Here is a 21,453-nt window from a genome sequence, read left to right as displayed (position 1 = left end):
TGGCCCGGGGAGCACACCCGTTGTCCCGGGGAGCACAACCGCGCTCCCCGGGTCCGGGGCTGTGGAGCAGGTGGCTCAGGAGTAGGTGTAGAAGCCGCGCCCGGCCTTCTTGCCGAGCAGCCCGGCGTCGACCATGCGGGCCAGCAGCGGCGGCGGCGCGTACAGCGGCTCCTTGAACTCCGCGTACATCGACTCGGCGACGGCCTGCACGGTGTCCAGGCCGATCAGGTCGGACAGCGCGAGCGGGCCCTGCGGGTGCGCGCAGCCGCGGACCAGTCCCTCGTCGATGTCCTCGGCGGTGGCGAAGCCGGACTCCATCATCCGGATCGCCGACAGCAGGAACGGCACCAGCAGCGCGTTGACGACGAACCCGGCGCGGTCCTGGCAGTCGATCGCCTTCTTGCCGAGCCCCTCCTCGACGAAGGTGCGGGCGGCGGCGAGCGTGTCGTCGGCGGTCATCAGGCTCGGGACGAGCTCGACCAGCGACAGCACCGGCACCGGGTTGAAGAAGTGGATGCCGACGACCTTCTCCGGCCGCTTCGTCGCCACTGCCAGCTTCATGATCGGGATGGACGACGTGTTCGACGCCAGCACCGCGCCGGTGTCGGTGACGAGCCGGTCCAGCTCCCGGAAGACGCCGGTCTTGAGGGCCTCGTCCTCGGCGATCGCCTCGACGACGAGCTCCCGGTCGGCCAGCGCGTCCAGGCCCTCGATCACCTCGATGCGGGCCAGGACCTCCTCCGCCGAGTCGATCCGGCCGCGCTTCTCCGCCCGGGCCAGCGACGACTCCAGCCGCGCCCGGCCGGCCTCCACGGCGGCGGCGGAGGTCTCCACGACCCGCACGCCGTACCCGGCCCGTGCCGCGACCTCCGCGATCCCGGATCCCATCTGGCCGCAGCCGACGACGCCTACGCGCTCCATGAGCACCTCGTTCCCTCGCACGCGTCCCGGGATCTCCGGGACACCGACGGTCGACGACCTCCGTCGTCGTCGGACCGTGCACAACCCTGCCCGCAGGGCGTGTCCGGGCGCACGCGGGGCGTCGGCTCAGCGGCGGTCGGCGGGCGTCCCGACCGTCCGCGGCGCGTCACCGCGGCCGACGGCGGGCAGCTGCACGGTGGAGTCGTCCACCGGGGCCGCGGGAGCGGCGGGCCCGGTCGGGAGCGCGGGTCCGGCAGGCACCGCGGGGGCTGTGGGGGCTGTGGGAACGACGGGGCCGGATCCGGAGCCGGCCGGGCGCGGCCCGCGGGGAGCCCCGCCCCCGCGCAGGCTGCGCACCACGCCGAGCTCGGCGGCGAACCGTCCGCGCAGCACGACCAGCGTCCCGAGCGTGGCGATCCCGCCGGCCAGGGCGGCGACGGCGAGCGTGACCAGGTCGATCCCGAGCGGGCGGACCAGCGTCGCGACGCCCCAGGTCGCCGCGACGGTCAGCACCAGCGCCGGGACGTGCTTGAGGTACATCCGCAGGACCGCGCCCATCAGGCCGGGTGAGACCCGTGCGGAGAACTGCAGCATCACCAGGAAGTGGATCACGATGGCGAGCGAGGCCCCCGCCGCGACGCCGACCAGGCCCCACAGCAGCCCACCCGTCACGGTCAGCACGACGACGTAGCCGGCGTAGAGCCACTGCCGCCAGGCCGCCCGGTAGACCGCGCCGGTGGCCCGGGTCAGCGAGGTGCTGATCTTGTAGGAGGTGCGCGGCAGCAGCACCAGCGCGAACAGCTGCACGAGCGGCACGACGGCGTCCCACTGGTCGCCGAGCAGCACGTGCACGACCTCGGGCGCGAGCACGCACAGCAGGACCGCGGCCGGGACGGTGACCAGCGCGACGAGGCTGGCGCTGCGGACGTAGGCGGCGCGCAGCCGGGGGCCGTCGTCGCGGACCCGGGCCATCGCCGGGAACAGCGCCTTGTCCGCGGCCCCGCCGATGATGTTGGCCGGCTCGGAGAGCAGGTTGTAGGCACGGCCGTAGACACCCAGCGGGCCGGTGCCCAGGGCGTTGGCGACGACGAGCTTGTCGGCGTTGAGCGCGAACCAGTTGCCGAGCTGGGCGAGGGAGAAACCGGCGCCGTAGCCGAGCAGCGGACGCAGCCGGGCCCAGCTCGCGGCAGGGCCCTCGGGCCGGAACCGGGGCCGGGTCAGCACCAGGTAGCCGACGCACTTGGCGACGGCGGCGGCGATCTCGCCGTAGGCGAGCGCGGTGGCACCGAACCCGGCCGCGGCCAGCGCCACGCTCACCCCGATCAGCGCCGGCCCGGCCGCGACGAGGTCGACGGTGGCCATCGAGCGGAACCGCAGGTCGCGTTGCAGCAGCCCGAGCGGCGTCGCGGCGGCACCTGCGAACAACAGCGCCACCGACAGCAGCGGCAGCAGCCCGGAGTCGGCGGGCAGCCCGACGAGCGGGCTGAGCACTGGAGAGCCGGCCGCGAGCACGGCCGCGAACACCGCGGCGACCAGCACCGAGAACCAGAACGCGGCCGTCACGTCGCGGTCGTCGAGACGTTCGCGGTGCACCAGCGACGCGGCGACGCCGAGCTGGGTCACCAGCTGGGTCAGCCCGACGACGAGCAGCGCGGCCGCGGCGGCACCGAACTCGTCCGGGGTCAGCAGCCGGGCGAGCGCGACGGTGGCGCCGATCTGCAGGACCGCCTGGCCGACGGTGCCGGTGAACGCCCAGGCGAAGCCGCGCGCGGTCCGCGTCGTGAGCGAGGGTCCGCCCGTCGCCCGGTCCGGCGACGACGGCGGACCGCCCGGGGGCGGTGGGTCGGCCGGGACGGGCCGCAGGGGCCGGGTCGGGTCGTCGGGCAGGTCGCCGCCGGGTCCGGTCACGCGGGTCCTCCGGTCGTCGGGGCGGGTCGGCGCGTCGGAGGGCGCGCCGTCAGTGCCGCTTCCCGCGGAGTGCGGGATGCAACCGGCCGACGGTACCGAGCGCGCTGTACCAGGCGAGCTGGGTGGCCCCGCTGTGCGCGGCGTCGCCGCGAGGGGGCTCGGCGAGCAGCCGGGCGCGGTTCATCCCGGAGATCGCCGGATGGAACACCGAGTTCCCGACGCCGCGGGTCAGCACCAGGTCGGGCAGTCCCTCCACCGACGCGCGGTACTCCGCGGGCACGCCGCGCAGGCTCCAGCAGTCCGACCACGACGGCGGCTCGCCCGGGTAGTCGAGGACGAACTCCAGGTCGAGGACCTTCAGCCCGGCGCGCTCGTCCCACACCAGGTTGTGCGGGGACAGGTCGAGCACGAAACGGCCGCGCTCGTGCAGGTCGCGGCAGAACCGCAGCAGCGTCCGCACGACCTCCGGGCGCAGCTGTGCGAGCTCGCCCGGCAGCCGGCGCACGACGTGCCGGCCGGTGTCGCCGTAGAACGGGGTGAGCAGCCAGTTCTCCCCGCGCTCGAGCAGCTCCGGGACCTCCGGGAGGTCACCGAGCTCGAGGCGGGCACGCAGCTCGCGCTCGAACGCCTCGCGCGCCCCGGGACGGAACACCTTGCACACCGACGGCCCGTGCACCGGGTGGCGGACCAGTGCGACACGGGCGCGGAACCCGGGCGAGGTGCCGCCGAGCATCCGCACGACCGGGAAGGGCATCGCGCACCGGCGGCCGAGATCGGCGACCGGGCCGGCGATGCGGTGCAGGATCCCCGGGTCCCCGAGCGCGTCGAGCAGGGCGAGGGCGTGCTCCGGCGACGACGACGCCTGCACCGGCAGGTAGTGCTCGCGCGGCGGGACGCGGCGCAGCACCCGCTTCTCGGTGTAGTCGAGGACGGCGGCGACCCGGTCCTGGGTGGCCCGCACCCCGGAGGTGCCGACCGGGGCGACCACGTCGCAGGCGACCACGAGCGCGTACGGCGCGCCGGCCGGGACCGGCCGGGCGGGCGGTGCGGGCACCTGGCCCCGGACCCGGGTGACCTGCTGGTCGTCGAGGACGACGACGTCGAGGATCTCCAGCCCGCGGGCCACCCCCGCGACGGCCTCGTCGAGCAGCGGAGCGGCCGCGGAGCGGACCACGAACACGGCCAGGCCGCGCCACCGGTCACCGGTGTCCGGACCGGTCGGACGGACCTGTTCCAGGGTCATCGAGGCGCTCCAGCCGGTTGCGTCATGGGCTGATCCTAGGGCGAACTTGAACAAACCGTTAACCCGACCGGTCATCCGGTTGTCCCCGGGATGGCGGTTTCACCACATCGGGTGAGGGTGTCGCCATCACTCCACTGCGCCGCCCGTGTCGCTCGAACGGGTTCCGGACTACGTTCGCCGGGTGTGAGCGACAGTCACCCCGGCGCCGGCCTCGACGACCTCGACGACGACCTCGCCAACCTCGACGACCTCGCCGACCTGTACCGCGACCTCCACCGCCATCCCGAGCTCTCCTTCGCCGAGACCCGCACCGCGGGGATCGCCGCGGAACGGCTGCGCCGGTGCGGCTACGAGGTGACCGAGGGCGTGGGGCGGACCGGCGTCGTCGGCGTGCTGCGCAACGGCGACGGCCCCACCGCGCTGCTGCGCGCCGACATGGACGCACTGCCCGTCGCCGAGGACACCGGCCTCGACTACGCCAGCACCGTCCGCGCCGTCGGCCGCGACGGTGAGGAGACCGCCGTCGCGCACGCCTGCGGGCACGACATGCACGTGACCTGTCTGGTCGGTGCCGCCGCCGAGCTCGCCGCGGCCCGCGACACCTGGCGGGGCACGCTGCTCGTGGTGTTCCAGCCCGCCGAGGAGTTCGGCGCCGGGGCCGACGCGATGCTCGACGACGGCCTCTACGACCGGTTCGGCACCCCCGACGTCGTGCTCGGCCAGCACGTCGCGCCGCTGCCCGCCGGGCTCCTCGCCGTCGCCGCCGGGCCGGCCTTCGCGGGCAGCGACAGCCTGCGGATCACCCTGCACGGCGTGGGCGGGCACGGGGCGCGCCCGGAGACCACCGTCGACCCGGTGCTGCTCGCCGCCGCGACGACGCTGCGGCTGCACACCGTCGTCCCGCGCGAGATCGCCGCGACCGAGACCGCGGTGCTCAGCGTCGGGATGCTGCGGGCGGGCACCAAGGATAACGTCATCCCCGACTCCGCTGAGCTGGGGCTGACCGTGCGCTCGTACACCCCGTCGGTGCGCGGGCGGGTGCTCGCCGGGATCGAGCGGACCGTGCGCGGCGAGGCCGCGGCCTCCGGGGCACCGAGGGACCCCGAGGTCCGGCTGCTGGAGTCGTTCCCGCCGGTGGTCAACGACGCCGACGCGGCGGAACGCACCCGGGCCGCGCTGGCCACCGTCACCCCGCTCCCGGTCGTCGACCCGGGGCCGGTGACCGGGAGCGAGGACGTCGGGCGGTTCGCCGTCGCCGCCGGGGTCCCGTGCGTGTTCTGGCTGCTCGGCGGGGCCGACCCGGGCGCGTTCGAGGGCGCGGCCGGCGTCGCGGAGATCCGGGAGCGGAGCGCATCGCTGCCGTCGAACCACTCCCCCCGCTACGCGCCGGTGATCGAGCCGACGTTGTCGGTCGGGGTCGCGGCGCTGGTCGCGGCGGCGCGGGAGTGGCTGCCGGTGAACTGAGGCGGCGGCTCAGAGCGCGGGGGCCCGCAGCGCGTGCACCGCGACCCGCGCGGCGGCGCCGATCGCGGCGTCCGCGCGCGGCACGGTGGTGTCGCTGCGGGCGGAGTGGGTGAACACGGCGACGGCGACCGGGTGCTCGCCCGGGTAGGTCACCACCCCGACGTCGTTGCGCACCGCGCCGACCGTGCCCGTCTTGCCCGCCACCTGCGTCGGTGCGGGGAACCCGGCACGCAACCGGTGCGGCCAGATCTGGGCCCCGAGCAGCAGGCGGGCGAACGCCGTCGACGCCTCGGACGCGAGCTCGCCCCGCCACAGCAGCGCGAGCAGCGCGGTGACGTCCGCGGCGGTGGTCGCCGACCCGTAGACCGGGCTGAGCGCGCGGACCTCGACCGGGACGTCGTTGTCGGCGAGCACCCCGAAGGCCGCGGCGACGTCGTCGGTGCCGGTGTCGGCGAGCAGGTCGGCGAACACGTCGTCGGTGCCGCCGCGGATGCGGGTCCCGGACAGGCCCAGCTCGGCGGGCAGCGCGGCGACCCGGTCCCGGCCGACCCGGCTGTGCACGACGTCGGCCGCGGCGTTGTCCGAGGCCGTCACCATCGACGTGACCAGGTCCCGCCAGCTCATCGTCACCGGGTCGGCGAGGGCGGAGATGCCGGTGAGCCCTGGCGTGCGCGGCACCGGGACGACGACAGGCTCCCGCGGGTCGACCGTGCCCGCGTCGACCTCCCGGCAGTAGGCGACCAGCACGAACAGCTTGTAGACCGAGGCCATCACGACAGGGGCGTGGGCACCGGCGTCGACGTCGCGGGCGGAGTGGTGCGGGCCGTCCCCGGAGACCGGGCGGGCGTGCAGCCAGCCGCGCACCCCGGCGTCGCGGAACACCGCGCGGACCTCGTCGGCGGGGCTCACCCGGGCTCCCGCAACGCGGCGACGAGCGCGTCGACGACGCCCTCCGGTGTCTCGGTGCGGTGCACCACCCGGACCCGGAACGGCACCGGCTCCCCCGCCGTCGACCGGCGAGCGACGCCCTCGGCACCCAGGCCGGGATCGGGGGTGAGCGCGAACGCGGCACCCGTCGCGACCAGCGCGAGCGCCTCCGACGGCGACGCGGCCCCGGCCGCGGTGACCGGGCAGCCACGGACGTCGAGGGTGTCGAGCAGCAGGTCGTGGGCGGCCGGGGCGTGCGCCCGCGGTGTGGTCGCGAGCTCCAGGCCGCGCAGCGTCCGCAGCACGACCGGCCCGGGCCCCGCGGCGGCCGGGTGCCCGGCGGGCAGCAGCAGCGTGGTCGGCAACGCCACGACCGGACCGGCGCGCGCGGACTCCAGCACCGCCGGGTGCGCGACGACGGCGACGTCGAGCGTCCCGTCCGACACCGCGTCGACCAGGGCCACCGTGGTGGCGACGGTGGGCGCGACCCGCAACCCGGTCACCGCCGCCGCGCGGGCCGCCAGCCGTGCGGTCGCGGCCGGCCCGAGGTCGGCGACGGCCCCGAGCCGCAGCACCCGGGCGGCCTCGGCGTGTCGGACGGCGGCCAGGACGAGCGCATCGGAGTCCTCCAGCAGCGCACGGGCGCGGGGCAGCAGGTCGCGCCCGGCCGCCGTCGGCGCGACGCCACCGGGTCCGCGGTCGAACAGCACCACCCCGAGCCGGATCTCGAGCCGGCGCAGTCCCTGCGACAGCGGCGGCTGCGCCATGCCGAGCCGGGCGGCCGCGCGGCCGAAGTGCCGTTCCTCGGCGACGGCGACGAAGAAGCTCAGGTGCCGTAGCAGGTCCACCGGCCTCGCCTCATATCGAACGGGTATCACACGCGCAGCTCGATTGTATTCGCGCTATCGCCGCGGATCGGCCACGGTGCGCCCATGACGATCTCCCGTCGCTCCCTGCTCCTCGCCGGCGCAGCACTCGGCGGCACCGCACTCGGCGGCACCGCGCTGACCGGTTGTGCACCGCCCGCACCCGTTCCTCCCGCAGCCGCTCCGCCGGTCCCGGACACCGGGACCGCGCCGATCCCCGCGATGGCCGACGTCGAGCGCACCTACGCCCGCACGATCGGGGTGCACGTGCTCGACACCGGCACCGGCCGCAGCGCCGGACACCGCGACGGCGACCGCTTCCTGATGTGCTCGGTGACCAAGGCGCTCATGGCCGGGTTCACGCTGCACCGCTCGCTGTCCGACCCCGGCCTGCTCGCCCGCCCGGTCCGCTACGGACGCGCGGACCTGCTGGAGTACGCGCCCGTCACCACTCGGAACCTCGCGACCGGGATGACGGTGGCCCAGCTGTGCGAGGCCGCCGTCACCGTCTCGGACAACACCGCCCACAACCTGCTGCTGCGCGAGGTCGGCTCCCCCGCCGAGCTGACCGCCTGGCTCCGCACCACCGGCGACACCGTCACCCGCTCCGACCGCGCGGAGACCGCGCTGAACGACCGCGACGGCGAGCGTGACACCTCGACCCCGGCCGCGCTGGCATCCACGCTGCGCGCCCTGGTCCTCGGCGACGCGCTCCCGGCCCCGCAGCGCGACCGGCTGGCCGGCTGGCTGCGCGCGAACACCACCGGCGACCGGCAGATCCGCGCGGCGGTCCCGGCGGGCTGGGTCGTGGGCGACAAGACCGGCTCCGGACCGCTCGGGGAACGCAACGACTCCGGGGTGCTCTACCCGCCGGACGGCGCACCGCTGGTCCTGACGGTGTTCACCGTCCCGGCCGACCCGGCCGACAAGCCGCGCGGGGAGGCCGCCGTCGCCGCCGCGGCCCGCGCCGCCGTCGCCGCGCTGCGCGGCTGATCCGACGGCGCACCCGACCCGGCCGGACACCGAGGTCCGGCCGGGGTCGGGGGCCAGGGCGGCACCGCGGCCGGGCGCGCCGGTCAGATCCGGGCGAGCACCGCCCGCAGGATCGCGACCTGGCCGATCGGGCTGGGGTGCAGGCCGTCGTCCTCCCAGAAGTCGGGCCGCACCGGCATCCCGGACAGGTCGACCGCATCCGGGTCGACCTCCAGGACCGTCGCGACGAGTCCGGGGACGTCGGCCGGGTCCCACCACTCGCCGGTGAGCTCGCGGGTGGCGGCCACCCGACGGGGGTCGACCGGCGGCGGGACGACGAACCGCACCCGGGCGCCGCTCTCGGTCTCCAGCAGCAGGCGCAGCGCCCGCAGGTTCCGTGCCGTCTCGCTGATCGACACCATCCGGATCCCGGTGGTCGTGCCCTCCCGGCGGATGTCGTTCGTGCCCAGCATGACCAGCACCCGGGTCGGTACCCGGGAGACCAGGACCGGGCCGAGCGCGAGCGCCTCGGAGCTGGTCCGGCCGGACAGCGCGAGCACCTCGACCGTCGTCTCCGGTTCGACCATCGGGACCAGCTCGGCGAGCAATCGTGCCCAGCTCAGCCGGTCGGCGGACAGGGAGTCCCCGACGACCACGACCCGCTCGCCCGGACGCAGCCCCATCCGGTGCAGCCCGTCGGCGACCGGCGGCTCGTTCCGCAGTGCCCGCGCCGCGGACCGGACCCGTGCAGCGAGCCCGGCACGCACCCCGGCGACGGCCGACGGGTCCAGGCCCGCGGTCGTCGCGAGCAACCGGTCGATCGACTCCTCCTGCACCCCGAGCGCCGCGAACGCCGGCCAGGCGGTCAGGTCGGCGAACCGGATCAGCCGGCCCATCAGGTCCTCGTCCACGTCGCCTCCCTCTCCGGGCCCGGTCCACCGGGTCCGGAGACAGGATCATCGCCCACCACCGCTCGACCGTCGCGCACGGCTCCGTCCTCCGGAGGACGGGTCGAACGGTGACGCGGCTCCGCCCTCCGGAGGAGCGGAGCCCTCCTGCGGACCGATGTGCGGAACCGGCCGGGTGCATACCGTTCCGTTCCATGTCGCGACGTGGTCGGCCCGCGGTCGGTGGGGTCTCGCCGACACCGGTCTCCGAGCGCCTGCTGGCGCCGGACCTGACGCGGGGGGTGATGTTGCTGCTCATCGCCCTCGCCCACTCCCGGATGCTGCACGCGGGCGGCAACCTGCTCGCCAGACCTGCCGGTGGCGGCCCGGTGGACGTCGCCGTCCAGTGGCTCCTGACCTCCTTCGTCGACGGGCGGGCCGCACCCCTTTTCGGACTCCTGTTCGGCTACGGCCTCGTGCAGATGACCCGACGACAGACCGGACCCGGCGCAGACCCGGCCAACGCACGACGGCTGATCCGCCGCCGCGGTGCCTGGCTGATCGTGTTCGGCATCGCCCACGTCGTCCTGCTCTACAGCGGGGACATCATCGGCTCCTACGGCGTGTTCGCCCTGCTGTTCGCCGGGGTGGTGACCTGGTCGAGCGGCCGACTGTGGACCGTGTTCGCGATCACGCTCGCATTCGGGATCGCCGCAGCCACCGCCCTGCAGCTGGTCACCGCGGATGCCCCGCTCGCAGTCGGGCCGACCCTGCTCGACAGCATGGCGCTGCGCACGTCCGCACTCGCCGTGCTGCCCCTGGCCGGGTTGAGCGTCGCACCCGCGGTACTGATCGGGGTCTGGGCCGGCCGGATGCGACTGCTCGAGCAACCCGCCCGCTACCGGCGGCTCCTGACCCGGGTCGTACTGCTCGGCTTCCCGATCGCGGTTCTGGGCGCACAGCCGGTCGCGCTGCAGGCGGTGGGCGTGTGGACCCCGGACTCGAGCGCGGCCGGCGCACTGGCCGAGGCCACGTTCGCGGCGACCGGGATCGCCGGGGGGCTCGCCTACATGGCCGCGGTCGCCCTCGTCGCGGACCGGCTCGGCCAGCGGCGCGGACCGATCACGAACGCACTGGTCGCCTGCGGTCGCCGGTCGATGACCTTCTACATCGCGCAGTCACCGGTCTGGTTCGTCGCCACCGAGCCGGCACTGCTCGACCTCGGCGGCCGGCTCGGCGCCGCGACGGCCGCCGCCGTCGCCGTCGCCACGTGGGTGGCCACCGTGGTCATCGCCGCTGCCCTGGACCGCGCCGGCCGACGAGGCCCCGCCGAGGCCCTCCTGCGCCGCCTCACCTACGGCACCGGACGGACCGCTCCACGCCCGGCGACAGCCTGACCGCGGTCGGCGCCGCGCCACGGTGTCGCGTCCGTGGATCGGCGCAGGCCGGCCGACAGGCGCGCGCCATCGCCCGGCCATCTTCACGACCACCGCGAATCACCCATCCGACGGGTGCGCAATGTGATTCACACCACTCAACTGAGAGGTGTGCCGCAACAGACGCCCAGGTCGGGGGCGCAAGTGAGGCGGCCCGCACCGCCGGTCAGGCGAGCCTCTGTTGCCTGGCGCGCGTCACGCGACCCCGACAACCTGAGCGCCATGACCACGGCTCAGGACATGCCCCAGGTTCAGCAGTGCGCCGCCACCAGCTGCTCCTACAACTCCGACTCCAGCTGCGGTGCGGGGGCGATCACGATCTCCGGTGAGCACGCCCACTGCGGCACCTTCGTCGAGATCTCGTTCCGCGGCGGCAGCGGCAACGGTCTCGTCGGTGCCTGTCACCGCTCGGACTGTCGGTTCAACGAGAAGCTCGAGTGCACCGCGTCGTCGGTGAACATCGGCGCGGGCGCCGACGCCGCCGACTGCCTCACCTACGAGGCCAAGTAGGCCAGCTCCTCCATCCGGACCTCGCCGCGCTCGTCGACGCGCAACGCGCCGTCGGCGACGGCGAGGGCCGCGACGGGGTCGATGTCGTCGACGAGGACGGCGACCCCGTCCGCGGCGACCGCCCGCAGTGCGAAGAGCACCGTGCTGCGGTCGTGCGCGTCGAGGCCGTCGGTCAGGCGGTCGGCGAGGACCATCGCGGTCGGACCCCGCCGGACCGCCTCCACCGACGCCAGCCGGTCGGCCGCCGACTCGGTCGCCCGCGCGCCGAGCCTGCGCACCACGGCATCGTGCCCGTCCGCGCACCGACCACTCGCGTCGTCGAGCCGGTTCATCGTGCGGCGACGCTGCACCGACGGTCCGAGCAGCACCGTGATGCTGCCGGTCGGCAGACGCAGAGACATGAAGCCCTCCCTCACCGGGACTGAGGCGAGGCTAACCGATGATCTCGGTCAGGTGAAGGCCTTGCGGTAGGTCTCGCGCAGCTCGCGCTTGAGGATCTTGCCGCTGGGGTTGCGCGGCAACGCCTCCACGACGTCGACCGAGCGGGGCCGTTTGAAGCCCGCGATCCGTGGGCGCAACCATTCGATGATCTCCTGCGGATCGACCGTCGCCCCCGGCCGCGGCACGACGACGGCCTTCACCGCCTCGCCCCAGCGTTCGTCGGGCACCCCGATCACCGCGACGTCGGCGACGTCGGGATGCTCAGACAGCACGTTCTCCACCTCGATCGGGTACACGTTCTCCGCGCCGGTGACGATCATGTCCTTGATCCGGTCGGTGAGGAACAGGTAACCCTCGGCGTCGAGGTAGCCACCGTCGCCGGTGCGCAGCGTGGCGTCGTCGCCGAGTGCGGCCGCGGTGTCCTCCGGCCGGTTCCAGTAGCCGGCGGTGACCTGGTCGGAGCGGATCCGTACCTCCCCCACCTCGCCCGGGCCGAGTACGCGGCCGGTCGCCGGGTCGACGATCGTCAGCTCGACCCACGGGTAGGGCCGCCCGGCCGAGCGCATGAGGTGTGCCCGCGGGCCGTCCGGGTCGTGGTCGGCCGGGTCGAGCTGGGTGATCGCACCGGTGGTCTCCGTCGCGCCGTAGACCTGGAACAGCGGCGCCCGGAAGGTCTCGACGACCGCACGCAGCGCGCCGACCGTGATCGGCGAGGCGCCGTAGGCGATCGACCGCAGCGCCGACCAGTCCCGGTCGGCGGCACCGGGCACCGCGGACAACATCTGCAGCACGGCGGGGACGAGGAAGGCGTTCGTGACACGCTCGTCGGTCATCGTGTCGAGCAGCGGGCCGGGGACGATGTCGGCGACCAGCACACAGCGCGCGCCGGCGGCCAGGCACACCAGCGCATAGCCGACCCCGCCGATGTGGAACAGCGGCATCGCGACCAGCGCCGACGACGTGTGGTCGATCGACCAGTGCCCGGCGGCGAGCAGCAGCGCGCTGAACTGCCGGTGCGCGAGCAGCACACCCTTGGGCAGGCCGGTGGTGCCGGACGTGTAGAGCTGCAGCACCGTGTCGTCCGGGCCGGATCCGGCAGGCGGCGACGGCGGCAGGACGGTGGTCGCGGCATCGCGCCAGGCCGCGTGGTCCTCCCCCACGACGACGACCGGCCGCTCTCCGAACGCCGCGCGCAGCCCGGCGAAGTCCGGGCCGAGCACCACCAGCCCGGCGCGGGCGTCGTCGACCAGCGCCAGCAGGTCGGCCTCGGTGAGCCGGGTGTTGAGCGGGACCGACACGGCGCCGATCCGCGGGGCGGCGAAGAGCAGCTCCAGGAACTCCGGCCGGTTCTTCCCGATCCACACGACGCGGTCCCCCGCGCCGAGACCGAGGTCGCGCAGCGCCGCCGCGGTCCGCCCGGCCCGCTGCTCCAGCTCACCGTAGGTCGTGGCGACGCCGTCGACCGACAGCGCGACGAGGTCCGCGCGGGCCGGATCGGCCAGGATGTCGGTGAGCCGGAAGTCCTCGGCAGAGCTCTGACCTGGCACGTCGTTCTCCCTCGGTCGTCGGTGACGCAGGTTCGACGGAATCGTATATGATAGTCGCCGTGTCGACGGCCGACTCCGTGCTCGACCTCTCACCGGGTCGCACCCCCCAGCTGCCCGACCGGATCGCGCTCGTCCTGCGGGACCGCATCCTGTCCGGCGAGCTCCGACCGGGCACCTTCCTGCGGATGGACCGGATCGCCGCCGACCTCGGCGTCAGCCACACCCCGGTCCGCGAGGCGCTCCAGTCGCTGCGCGCCGAGGACATGGTCCACGCGGTGCCGCGGCGCGGGTTCGTCGTCGCCGAGCTGACCCGCGACGACGTCGCGGATTTGTTCGAGGTGCAGGCCGACCTGACCGGGACGCTGGCCGCGCGTGCCGCGCAGCGGCTGTCCCCCGCCGACCTCGCACCGCTGCGCGAGCTCGCCGACCGGATCGCCCGGCTGTGCGAACACACCCCCGAGACCCACGACCCGGCCGAGCTGGACCCGCTCGTGTCCGCCGAGCACCGGCTGCACGCCGAGATCAACCGGTCGGCGGGGTCGCGCAAGCTCGCCTGGCTGGTGGGGCGCTCGTCGCACTACCTACCGGCGCACTTCTACACCGGTTCGCCCGCCTGGCGGACCGGCGCGGTCGACGCGCACGTCGTCCTGCTGGACGCACTGGGCGCCGCCGACCCGGACGCGGCACGGGCTGCGATGCGCCGCCACGTCCTCGACGGCCGCGACCTGTTGCTCGCACACCTGGACCGCACCGGAATGTGGACCCACCACGACGAAGGAGTCATCTGATGCCCGTCACCCTGACCGAGGAGCAGGCCGCCCTGGCCACCGCGATCGGTGAGTTCTGCCGCCGCGAGGTCGGCTCCAAGGAGCGCCGCGACGAGCTGACCGACGGCGGCCGGCACGCCCACTCCGACGAGCTGTACCGGAAGATGGCCGAGCTGGGCTGGGTCGGCATCGCGGCCCCGGAGGCCTACGGCGGCGCGGGCCAGGGCATGCGGGAGCTGCTCGTGTTCCTGGAGGAGACCGCCTACGGCCAGGCCCCCATCGCCGGGTTCGGCACGACCGCCATCACCGCGGCCGCGATCGAGAAGTTCGGCACCGAGGACCAGAAGCAGGAGCTGCTCGGCGGGATGTGCCGGGGCAACGTCCTGGCGATCTCGATGTCCGAGCCCGAGGCCGGCTCCGACGTCGGCGGTCTGAAGTGCAAGGCGACCAAGACCGAGACCGGCTGGCGGATCGACGGGCAGAAGACCTGGTGCTCCAACGCGCACATCGCGTCGCACATCCTGCTGGTCGCCCGCACCTCCACCGAGGGCGGCAAGCACGACGGCCTCACCATGTTCGTCGTCCCCGCCGACGCCGCGGGGCTGACCGTGCGCGGTATCGAGACGATGGGCGGCAAGGAGGTCAACGACCTCTACTTCGACGCCTGTGAGCTGCCCGCCGACGCCGTCGTCGGCACCGAGGGGCAGGGCTGGCGCCAGCTCATGGCCGGCCTGAACCTGGAGCGGATGATGCTCGCCGGGCTGATGCTCGGGCTCGCCCGCCGCGCCTTCGACGACACCGTCGCCTACGTCAAGGAGCGCAAGCAGTTCGGCCGTCCGGTCGGCACCTTCCAGGCGCTGCGCCACCGCATCGCCGACAACGCCACCGAGCTGGAGGCGACCCGGCTCCTGGTGCACGACACCGCGCGGGTGATCGACGAGGCCCCGGCCGGAGCGCTGTTCCCGCGCGAGGCCTCGATGGCCAAGCTCAAGGCCACCGAACTCGCCAAGCACCTGTCCCTGGAGGGAATGCAGATGCTCGGCGGCTACGGCTACGCCACCGAGTACGGCATGGAGCGGCTGCTGCGCCAGAGCGTGGTCTCGACGGTGTACGGCGGGACCAGCGAGATCCAACGCGACATCATCGGCAAGTCCTACGGGCTGTAGGCCTCAGGCCGCGGAGTTCCGGGTGAGCTCCGCGGCCCCGCGGTCGTCGTCCGCCTCGGCCTGCTGGTCGGGGCGCGGGGCGGGGACGGCCGTCGGGCCGACGTGGGCGGCCGCCTCGGCGCGTACCCGCGCGGCCTCGGCGGCACGGCGGATGTGCGCCGGGACGAGCGCAGACCGCTCGGGCAGCCGCATCGGCGGCACCGCGCCACCGTTGCGGCGCACCTCACGGGACCGCTGCAGGTAGGCCCAGCCGCCACGGGCGAGCCGGCTGCCGCGCTCGACCAACCCGCTGTCGGGCATCGCGTCGCCGGCACCGGCCTCGCGGTCGGAGATGTGGCGCAGCCGGGCGACCGCGGCGGGGAGTCGGCGCAGTGCGACCGACCGGCCCTGCGGGGACAGCGCCACCTTCGCCAGGAAGCTGCCCAGCCCGATCGCGTAGCCCTCGAGCTGGGCGGTCAGCGCCGCCTGGTCGGGTCGGTGGTGGTGCCACAGGTAGGCGCCGGGTGCGTAGCCCAGGACGTGGCCGGCGAGGATCATGCGGACGAGGAACTCGCAGTCCTCGCCGCCGTGGGTGGGGGTGCCGGGGCCCATGGCCTCGTCGAAGCCGCCGACGGCGCGGGCGGCGCTGGCGCGGACGGCGAGGTTGGCGCCGATGCCGAACAGGCCGGGGGCGAAGGGGAAGATCGGGGAGTCCGCGGGGGGTTCGGCGAGGGTGAACCGGCGCGGGGTGAAGCCCTTGTTCCAGGCCAGGGCGACGTCGGCGGCGCGTTCCTCGGGGCTGGCGAGGCGGGCGGCCAGGACGGGGCCGGAGACGCAGGCGAGTTCGGGGTCGGCGGCGAAGGCGCCGGCGATGCGGGAGGCCCAGGCGGGGTCGACCTCGGTGTCGTCGTCGGTGAAGGCGACGATCTCGGTGCGCGCCTCGGCCAGACCCCGGTTGCGCCCGATGGACGCGCCGCGACGCGGCTCGCGGACGTAGCGGACCCGGTCGGAGCCCGCGGTACGCACGACCAGCTCGGTCCGCTCGTCGTCCGGGTCGTTGTCGACGACGACGACTGACAGCGCCGGGTGATCGGAGGCGAGGACCGCGCGCAAGCAGCGGGCCAGCGACTCGGGGCGGTTGCGCGTCGCGACGACCACGGTGACCGGGTCGGTCGCGGACGGCGCGGCGGCGACGGTGTCGGCCGCGGGCAGCCCGCCCACGGCGAGCGCGAGCTCCGCGGCCGTCGCCCGGCCGCCGCTCAGCGGCACCGTGACCTGGCCCTGCGGGGTGCCGCCGACGGTGACCAGCAGCCGTGCCGCGGCGAACCGCGGATCGACCTCGAGGTCGCGGGCCGGGGCGAGCCGGTCGAGCTCACCCACCCAGGTCGGTACGTCGGGAGTCGTCGCCATGAGCCCCATCCTGCTCACCGTCGCTGTGACGACGCTGAGACCGACCTGTGGGGACCACGGAGTGTGGGGCGCGCCACCCCGGACGGGGCCCCGCCCGGTGCCGCAGACCCGCCACGAGCCCCGAGGCCGGGGCCTAGGAGCGCCCGCGCGCCGCCAGCACCTCGGGGATCCGGTCCTCGATCCAGCCGACGAGCCCCGCGAGGTGACCGGTCACGCCGTGGCCGAGCTCGGTCAGGCCGTAGCTGACCTGCGGCGGGGTGGTCGGCACGACCTCACGGTGCACGAACCCGTCGCTCTCCAGGGTGCGCAGGGTCTGCGCCAGCATCTTCTCGCTGATCCCGCCGACGGCCCGGCGGAGCGCGGAGAACCGGTGGTCCCCACGGGACAGGACGACGAGGACGAGCACCGCCCACTTCGACGTCACGTGGTCGAGGACGGACCGCGACGGGCAGCTGCTGTTGAACGCGTCACCCGAGAACAGCCCCGTGCGCCGTTCCACCTGCGTGCTCACCGTGCAACCACCTACTTACCCCTAGGTACGTACTTACCGATCGAAAGCTTATCCGGCAGTGTGGCCACCGTCCACGACGAGATGGGGAGACAGCAATGATCATCGTGACCGGGGCGAGCGGGAAGCTGGGGGGCGCGGCCGTGCGGGCGCTGCTGGAGACCGTGCCGACGGAGCAGGTGGGCGTGCTCGCCCGGTCCGCGGAGAAGGTCGCCGACCTGGCAGCGGCCGGGGTCCGGGTGCATGTCGGCGACTACGAGGACCCGGCCTCGCTGAAGGCGGCGTTCGCCGGTGCCGACGGTCTGCTCTTCGTGTCCGGCTCGGACGTGACCCCCGGGGTGCGCGAGCGCCAGCACGGCAACGTGGTCCGGGCCGCGGCCGAGGCCGGCGTCGGGCACGTCGTCTACACCAGCGCCGTCGGGGCCGACCGGCCCGACGCGCCCGGCTTCCTCGCCGACCACACCGTCACCGAGGGCCTGCTGCGCGACTCCGGGCTGCCGGCGACACCGCTGCGCAACACCTTCTACTCCGACATGTTCGTCAACCCGGCCGTGGTCGGAGCGGCGATCGAGGCCGGGGAGACGGTCGCCGCGGACGGCGGCCGGGCGCTGAACACGGCCACGATCGCGGACCTGGCGCGGGCGGCCGCCGTCGTCGTGGCGGGTGGGCCGGGCGAGCACGCCGGGCGCGCCTACGAGCTGCGCGGTCCGCTGTGGACCTACGACGAGCTGGCCGCGACCATCGCCGCGGAGTCCGGGCGGCCGGTGACCCACCGCCGGATCCCGCTCGACGAGGCCGGCGACCTCGCGTTCCTGGGCGGACTCATCTCGTCGGGGCTGTTCGCCGAGCCGTCGGACGACCTCGCGGCGCTGCTCGGCCGTCCGGCGACCGGGATGCCCGAGCTGGTCCGCGCCTCCCTGGCCTGAGCCGGGAACAGAACGACCGGCGCCGCGGTTGTGGTTGACGTATCAACCGAACGGGCCGGAAGGAGGCCGCACCGATGAGGATCGACGCGCTGTCCTGGATGACCGGGACGGAAGCAGGGCCTGCCGACCGGTGGGAGCACGCCGGGTACCTGTTCGACTCCGGCGACCCCGCGGGGGCCGCGACGGTGCTCGCCGAGCTCGTCGCCGAGCAGCCCGAGGCCACCGCGGTCCGGCTGCTGCTGGCCCGCGCGTACTACCACTCCGCGCAGCTCGGCCGGGCCGAGACCGAGCTCCGCGAGCTGGTGGAGCGCGAGCCCGCCGACGGTTACGCCCACCTGCTCCTGGGGCGCACCCTGCAGCGCCGTTCGCGTCACGACGAGGCCGCACCGCACCTGCGGCTGGCCGAGGCGATGGGCGTCAGCGCCGGGTGACCGTGCTCGGCAGCGCCGGTTCCGACCGGCGCTGCCGGGGCACCACGACCGGGCCGGTGAGCCCGTCGACGACCGGGACACGGTCGACGAACAGCAGGTAGCCGCCGCAGGTGAGGGTGGCGAACAGCCCGAGCTCGACCGCGGCGTGCACCCCGTCGGACAGCATCACGATCATGCCGAGGTGCAGCCCGAGCCCGGCGACGACGGCGACCGGCCGCAGCCGCGACGACCACAGGCCGAACGCCACGAACAGCTCGGTGAGCACCGCACCGAAGGCCATCGGCACCAGGAACAGCGGGGTCAGGATCGCCGCCGGGACCAGCACCGAGTCCCACGCCCAGGACGCCAGCCCGTTGCCGGACAGGAAGTCCGGGCGGATCTTCGAGAGCGCGGCGTAGACGTAGACGATCGTGATCTGCGCCCGGAGCACCAGCACCGGCGCCGCCCACACCCGGCAGGTCCCCTGGTCACGCCACGAGCGGACCGACCAGGCCGCGTCGGAGTCGGTGAACGACAGCAGCACAGCCACGGTGAACAGCAGGTAGGTGTGGTTGGAGTAGTAGCCCGCGCCCCAGACGAAGCCCGCGGTGCACGACGCGACCACCAGGGCCGCCACCCGCGCGTTCCACCCAACGACGAGGGCCAGCGCCGCCAGCCCCATCACCGCGCCGAGTGCGAGCCAGACCGGCGCGGGCAGCACCGGGCCGACCCCGAAGAGCGGCCCGGCCCGGGTCCCGAGCAGCGGGCTCACGCCGAGCTCCAGCGCCTTCGCCCCGGCGACGAGCCCGACCAGGATGCGGTACCCGGCCAGCGGCCGCGCCGGAAGCGTGTCGGGGATCCTCAGCACGACTGCTCCCGCTCCGGACGGCCGTCCCAGGTCCGGGACACCGCGGTGAGGTCGGGGTTCGCCGCGCACAGCAGGTCCGGGACCGTGGACCCGTAGTGGACGGTCCGCTGCGGCCACGGCAGCGCCGCCGTGTCGAGACTCCGGAGGGCGCCGTCGGCGGTCCGTCCGGAGTAGGCGTACTCCGTCGAGGAGGCGACGAACATGCTCCACGAGTAGCGGCGCGGCGGGTCCGTGGTGAGCAGACCGACCGCGGGGATCACGGCCTCCACGACGACGACGCCCGCCAGCAGCCATCCCGCGGTCCTGCGCGTGAGTAGCGACACACCCGTCCCATCGCGCAACGACGTCCGGGCGTTAGCCGGTCACTTCGGGTCGAGGGAGTAGATCCGGACCCAGTCCACCTCGTAGGTCGCCGGCTGCATGTTGCCGCCGAAGAAGTTGTCGAGCTGGATGGTCAGGTGCCCGCTCGGCATGGCCTGGATGTTGCTGCGGCCGGACCGGGCGCCGTCGGAGAAGGAGAACCACTCCTTGCCGTCGATGAAGCCCTTCACGTGGTCGGGCGTCCATTCGATCGCGACGTTGTGCCACTCGCTCAGTGGTGCGCCGCAGTTCCTCTCCTTGGCGTGCTCCTGCTGGACCGCGCCGCGGCCGTGCGGGTAGTGGATGAACGCCTCGGCGCACCGCTCGCCGGGGGCACCGTTCTCCAGGAAGTCGTACTCGCCGTCCTGGGGCCAGCGGTCCGACTGCGGCCAGATGATCAGCAGCGGGTGGTACTGAGGTGTTCTCAGTAGCGGGGTGGCAGGTCGTGGCGACACGCCGAGGGTGGTGAGATGAGCGGGAACGGGGCAGGACCCCGGTAGATCGGTTCGGTCCAGCACAGATCGACACCGTCACCGAGGTCCTGCATGTCTGATCCTGTCACCTACACCGCTGTCCTCCCGATCGGGGAGCGCACCGTGGCCTATCTGGCGCGGCTCCTGGTCCTTCAACGCCGTCGACGTGGCACCCGGCGGCGGGCGTTGACCCCGTTCGCCCAGGCAGTGCTGGTGATCCGCTGGTTCTGTGATGCTACCCGGGTCCGATGTTCGGCCGGTGACAACGCGATCAGCACTGCAACGGCCTACCGTTACCTGCACGAAGGCATCGACGTCCTCGCCGCGGCCGCACCCGGCCTGCACGGAGCCCTGCTCGCCGCCCGCACAGCCGGGCACACCCACGTGAATCTCGACGGCACCCTGATCGCCACCGACCGGTGCCGCGCGCTCGGCCTCACCCCCGGGGTCGACCTGTGGTGGTCGGGCAAGCACCGCCGCCACGGCGGGAACATCCAGGTCCTCACCGCACCTGATGGATGGCCGCTATGGACCAGCGACGTGCGGCCGGGCCGCGAGCACGACACCCGCTGCGCCCGTACCCACCCCGGGCTGCTCGAGGGCCTGGCCGCGTTCACCGACGACACCCACGCCGCGCTGGGCGACCTCGGCTACGAAGGCGAAGCCGACCGGCTCACCGTGCCCATCAAACTCGCCCCCGGCCGCGGGCAGACGGTCAACCAGCGCACCGTCAACACCCTGCACTCAGCCCTTCGTGCTCTGGCCGAACGCGGAAACGCCCTGCTCAAGACCACCTTCGCCGCGTTGCGGCGAGTCACGCTATGTCCCTGGCGCACCGGCGCGATCACCGCAGCTGCGCTCGTACTACTCCACACCGAGTACGACCGCACGACATGATCAACCCGCTACTGAGAACACCTCACTGCCTGCCGTTGTTCGGGCCGGTGCCCTCGGAGCGGACGCGTGCCTCCCAGCGGCCGTACTGCTGGTTGAACTTCGACGAGATCCAGGCCGAGTCGCCGTTGCGGAGCCCGGTCTGGACGAGCTTGCCGTCCTTCACGGTGGACCGGCTGGCGCAGCGGCCGCCGTTGCCGGCGTGACCGGGCCAGCACTCGCCGGCCTGGTTCCACTTCGCCGGGTCGGGCGGTCCGGTGTAGTCGAACTCGTCCGACGCCGGCAGCGGCGCGCCCCAGCCGTAGCGCTCGGCCGCGCTGGTGGCGCCGGGGCGGGGCCTGCTCTGGTCGGCCGGTCGGGCCGAGGGGTCGGTCACGGCGGGCTCCTCCGTGGGGGCAGCCGGGTCTCCCGGCGACGCGGGCTTGTCGACCGGCGGGGTGGCCGGCTCCGTGGACGGAGTCTCCGCCGGGTCGGGGGCGGGCTGCTCGGCCGGGGCCGTGGGGGTGTCACCCGGGGCCGGAGCCGGCGGGGTCGTTGCCGGCGGGGTCGTTGCCGGCGGGGTCGTTGCCG

23 protein-coding genes are annotated in these 21,453 nt (G+C 74.4%); 9 read left to right on the top strand and 14 right to left on the bottom strand.

Annotation, left to right across the window (positions count from 1 at the left end; genetic code table 11):
* Nucleotides 1-75: 75 nt before the first annotated feature.
* From Ae505Ps2_RS10365 to Ae505Ps2_RS10355, 3 genes are all read right to left on the bottom strand, one after another.
* Nucleotides 76-921 (bottom strand): 3-hydroxybutyryl-CoA dehydrogenase, encoded by an 846-nt coding sequence (locus Ae505Ps2_RS10365; protein WP_020626597.1) that lies wholly within the window; start codon nucleotides 919-921, stop codon nucleotides 76-78.
* Nucleotides 922-1,047: 126 nt separating this feature from the next.
* The gene (locus Ae505Ps2_RS10360) at nucleotides 1,048-2,829 is read right to left on the bottom strand and encodes a lipopolysaccharide biosynthesis protein (RefSeq protein WP_075308547.1); all 1,782 of its coding nucleotides are present in this window, start codon (nucleotides 2,827-2,829) and stop codon (nucleotides 1,048-1,050) included.
* A 49-nt stretch (nucleotides 2,830-2,878) separates the two neighbouring features.
* The gene (locus tag Ae505Ps2_RS10355; RefSeq protein ID WP_075332917.1) at nucleotides 2,879-4,072 is read right to left on the bottom strand and encodes a hypothetical protein; all 1,194 of its coding nucleotides are present in this window, start codon (nucleotides 4,070-4,072) and stop codon (nucleotides 2,879-2,881) included.
* Nucleotides 4,073-4,330: 258 nt separating this feature from the next.
* Here Ae505Ps2_RS10355 and Ae505Ps2_RS10350 point away from each other — a divergent pair, with 258 nt between their 5' ends.
* A complete protein-coding gene (locus Ae505Ps2_RS10350; RefSeq protein ID WP_075312436.1) occupies nucleotides 4,331-5,536 on the top strand; it encodes an amidohydrolase in 1,206 nt (401 codons plus the stop codon).
* A gap of 9 nt (nucleotides 5,537-5,545) precedes the next feature.
* Here the strand turns inward: Ae505Ps2_RS10350 and Ae505Ps2_RS10345 are convergent, their stop codons facing one another.
* Both Ae505Ps2_RS10345 and Ae505Ps2_RS10340 read right to left on the bottom strand, forming a co-directional pair.
* On the bottom strand, nucleotides 5,546-6,445 hold the full coding sequence (locus Ae505Ps2_RS10345) for a serine hydrolase (protein ID WP_075308550.1): 900 nt from the start codon (nucleotides 6,443-6,445) through the stop codon (nucleotides 5,546-5,548).
* Nucleotides 6,442-7,311 (bottom strand): LysR family transcriptional regulator, encoded by an 870-nt coding sequence (locus Ae505Ps2_RS10340; protein ID WP_075308552.1) that lies wholly within the window; start codon nucleotides 7,309-7,311, stop codon nucleotides 6,442-6,444. Before Ae505Ps2_RS10340 ends, Ae505Ps2_RS10345 begins: the two co-directional genes overlap by 4 nt.
* Before the next feature lie 84 nt (nucleotides 7,312-7,395).
* Here Ae505Ps2_RS10340 and bla point away from each other — a divergent pair, with 84 nt between their 5' ends.
* Entirely contained in the window at nucleotides 7,396-8,322 is a 927-nt protein-coding gene (gene bla / locus Ae505Ps2_RS10335; protein ID WP_075308554.1) for a class A beta-lactamase, read from the top strand.
* A gap of 83 nt (nucleotides 8,323-8,405) precedes the next feature.
* Here the strand turns inward: bla and Ae505Ps2_RS10330 are convergent, their stop codons facing one another.
* Nucleotides 8,406-9,212, bottom strand: coding sequence for an SGNH/GDSL hydrolase family protein (locus tag Ae505Ps2_RS10330; RefSeq protein WP_075308556.1), 807 nt, complete (start codon nucleotides 9,210-9,212; stop codon nucleotides 8,406-8,408).
* A 191-nt stretch (nucleotides 9,213-9,403) separates the two neighbouring features.
* Between Ae505Ps2_RS10330 and Ae505Ps2_RS10325 the strand changes: the two genes are divergently transcribed.
* Nucleotides 9,404-10,585 carry a DUF418 domain-containing protein gene (locus Ae505Ps2_RS10325; protein WP_075553584.1) on the top strand — a complete coding sequence of 394 codons (1,182 nt, stop codon included), beginning with the start codon at nucleotides 9,404-9,406 and terminating at the stop codon, nucleotides 10,583-10,585.
* A gap of 261 nt (nucleotides 10,586-10,846) precedes the next feature.
* The gene (locus Ae505Ps2_RS10320; protein ID WP_043279421.1) at nucleotides 10,847-11,134 is read left to right on the top strand and encodes a DUF1540 domain-containing protein; all 288 of its coding nucleotides are present in this window, start codon (nucleotides 10,847-10,849) and stop codon (nucleotides 11,132-11,134) included.
* On the opposite strand, the gene Ae505Ps2_RS10315 is transcribed toward Ae505Ps2_RS10320, so the two are convergent.
* Complete coding sequence (locus Ae505Ps2_RS10315) at nucleotides 11,119-11,535, bottom strand: hypothetical protein (RefSeq protein WP_020624913.1); 417 nt, start codon at nucleotides 11,533-11,535, stop codon at nucleotides 11,119-11,121. The two genes, Ae505Ps2_RS10320 and Ae505Ps2_RS10315, sit on opposite strands and share 16 nt — an antisense overlap.
* Nucleotides 11,536-11,583: 48 nt before the next feature.
* Entirely contained in the window at nucleotides 11,584-13,122 is a 1,539-nt protein-coding gene (locus tag Ae505Ps2_RS10310) for a long-chain-fatty-acid--CoA ligase (RefSeq protein ID WP_075308560.1), read from the bottom strand.
* A gap of 59 nt (nucleotides 13,123-13,181) precedes the next feature.
* Here Ae505Ps2_RS10310 and Ae505Ps2_RS10305 point away from each other — a divergent pair, with 59 nt between their 5' ends.
* Entirely contained in the window at nucleotides 13,182-13,910 is a 729-nt protein-coding gene (locus Ae505Ps2_RS10305) for a GntR family transcriptional regulator (RefSeq protein ID WP_170917028.1), read from the top strand.
* Entirely contained in the window at nucleotides 13,910-15,055 is a 1,146-nt protein-coding gene (locus tag Ae505Ps2_RS10300; RefSeq protein WP_075308564.1) for an acyl-CoA dehydrogenase family protein, read from the top strand. The genes Ae505Ps2_RS10305 and Ae505Ps2_RS10300 overlap by 1 nt, the downstream gene beginning before the upstream one ends.
* Before the next feature lie 3 nt (nucleotides 15,056-15,058).
* Here the strand turns inward: Ae505Ps2_RS10300 and Ae505Ps2_RS10295 are convergent, their stop codons facing one another.
* Together Ae505Ps2_RS10295 and Ae505Ps2_RS10290 are read right to left on the bottom strand one after the other, a co-directional pair.
* Nucleotides 15,059-16,444: a glycosyltransferase family 2 protein gene (locus Ae505Ps2_RS10295; protein ID WP_075332915.1), complete on the bottom strand. Its 1,386-nt coding sequence runs from the start codon at nucleotides 16,442-16,444 to the stop codon at nucleotides 15,059-15,061.
* 133 nt (nucleotides 16,445-16,577) lie between these two features.
* Entirely contained in the window at nucleotides 16,578-16,955 is a 378-nt protein-coding gene (locus tag Ae505Ps2_RS10290; protein ID WP_075308586.1) for a helix-turn-helix domain-containing protein, read from the bottom strand.
* Nucleotides 16,956-17,050: 95 nt separating this feature from the next.
* Here Ae505Ps2_RS10290 and Ae505Ps2_RS10285 point away from each other — a divergent pair, with 95 nt between their 5' ends.
* Nucleotides 17,051-17,878 (top strand): NmrA family NAD(P)-binding protein, encoded by an 828-nt coding sequence (locus Ae505Ps2_RS10285; protein WP_075308588.1) that lies wholly within the window; start codon nucleotides 17,051-17,053, stop codon nucleotides 17,876-17,878.
* 74 nt (nucleotides 17,879-17,952) lie between these two features.
* Nucleotides 17,953-18,309, top strand: a complete 357-nt coding sequence (locus Ae505Ps2_RS10280; protein ID WP_020624570.1) for a tetratricopeptide repeat protein — start codon at nucleotides 17,953-17,955, stop codon at nucleotides 18,307-18,309.
* Here Ae505Ps2_RS10280 and Ae505Ps2_RS10275 read toward each other — a convergent pair.
* The 3 genes from Ae505Ps2_RS10275 to Ae505Ps2_RS10265 are packed head-to-tail and all read right to left on the bottom strand — an operon-like array spanning nucleotide 18,296 to nucleotide 19,971.
* Complete coding sequence (locus Ae505Ps2_RS10275; protein ID WP_075308590.1) at nucleotides 18,296-19,156, bottom strand: HTTM domain-containing protein; 861 nt, start codon at nucleotides 19,154-19,156, stop codon at nucleotides 18,296-18,298. The genes Ae505Ps2_RS10280 and Ae505Ps2_RS10275 overlap by 14 nt on opposite strands.
* A complete protein-coding gene (locus Ae505Ps2_RS31910) occupies nucleotides 19,150-19,479 on the bottom strand; it encodes a hypothetical protein (RefSeq protein ID WP_075308592.1) in 330 nt (109 codons plus the stop codon). The genes Ae505Ps2_RS10275 and Ae505Ps2_RS31910 overlap by 7 nt, the downstream gene beginning before the upstream one ends.
* A gap of 39 nt (nucleotides 19,480-19,518) precedes the next feature.
* Nucleotides 19,519-19,971 carry a glycoside hydrolase family 16 protein gene (locus Ae505Ps2_RS10265; protein WP_075553583.1) on the bottom strand — a complete coding sequence of 151 codons (453 nt, stop codon included), beginning with the start codon at nucleotides 19,969-19,971 and terminating at the stop codon, nucleotides 19,519-19,521.
* A 90-nt stretch (nucleotides 19,972-20,061) separates the two neighbouring features.
* On the opposite strand from Ae505Ps2_RS10265, the gene Ae505Ps2_RS10260 reads away from it, so the two are divergent.
* Complete coding sequence (locus Ae505Ps2_RS10260; protein ID WP_075553319.1) at nucleotides 20,062-20,886, top strand: transposase family protein; 825 nt, start codon at nucleotides 20,062-20,064, stop codon at nucleotides 20,884-20,886.
* A 22-nt stretch (nucleotides 20,887-20,908) separates the two neighbouring features.
* On the opposite strand, the gene Ae505Ps2_RS10255 is transcribed toward Ae505Ps2_RS10260, so the two are convergent.
* Entirely contained in the window at nucleotides 20,909-21,259 is a 351-nt protein-coding gene (locus Ae505Ps2_RS10255; protein WP_075553582.1) for a hypothetical protein, read from the bottom strand.
* Nucleotides 21,260-21,453 lie beyond the last annotated feature (194 nt).

This window comes from Pseudonocardia sp. Ae505_Ps2, from assembly GCF_001932425.1.
Lineage (GTDB): Bacteria > Actinomycetota > Actinomycetes > Mycobacteriales > Pseudonocardiaceae > Pseudonocardia.
Note: the sequence above shows the minus strand (reverse complement) of the source record. Positions and strands in the feature narration are given on the sequence as shown.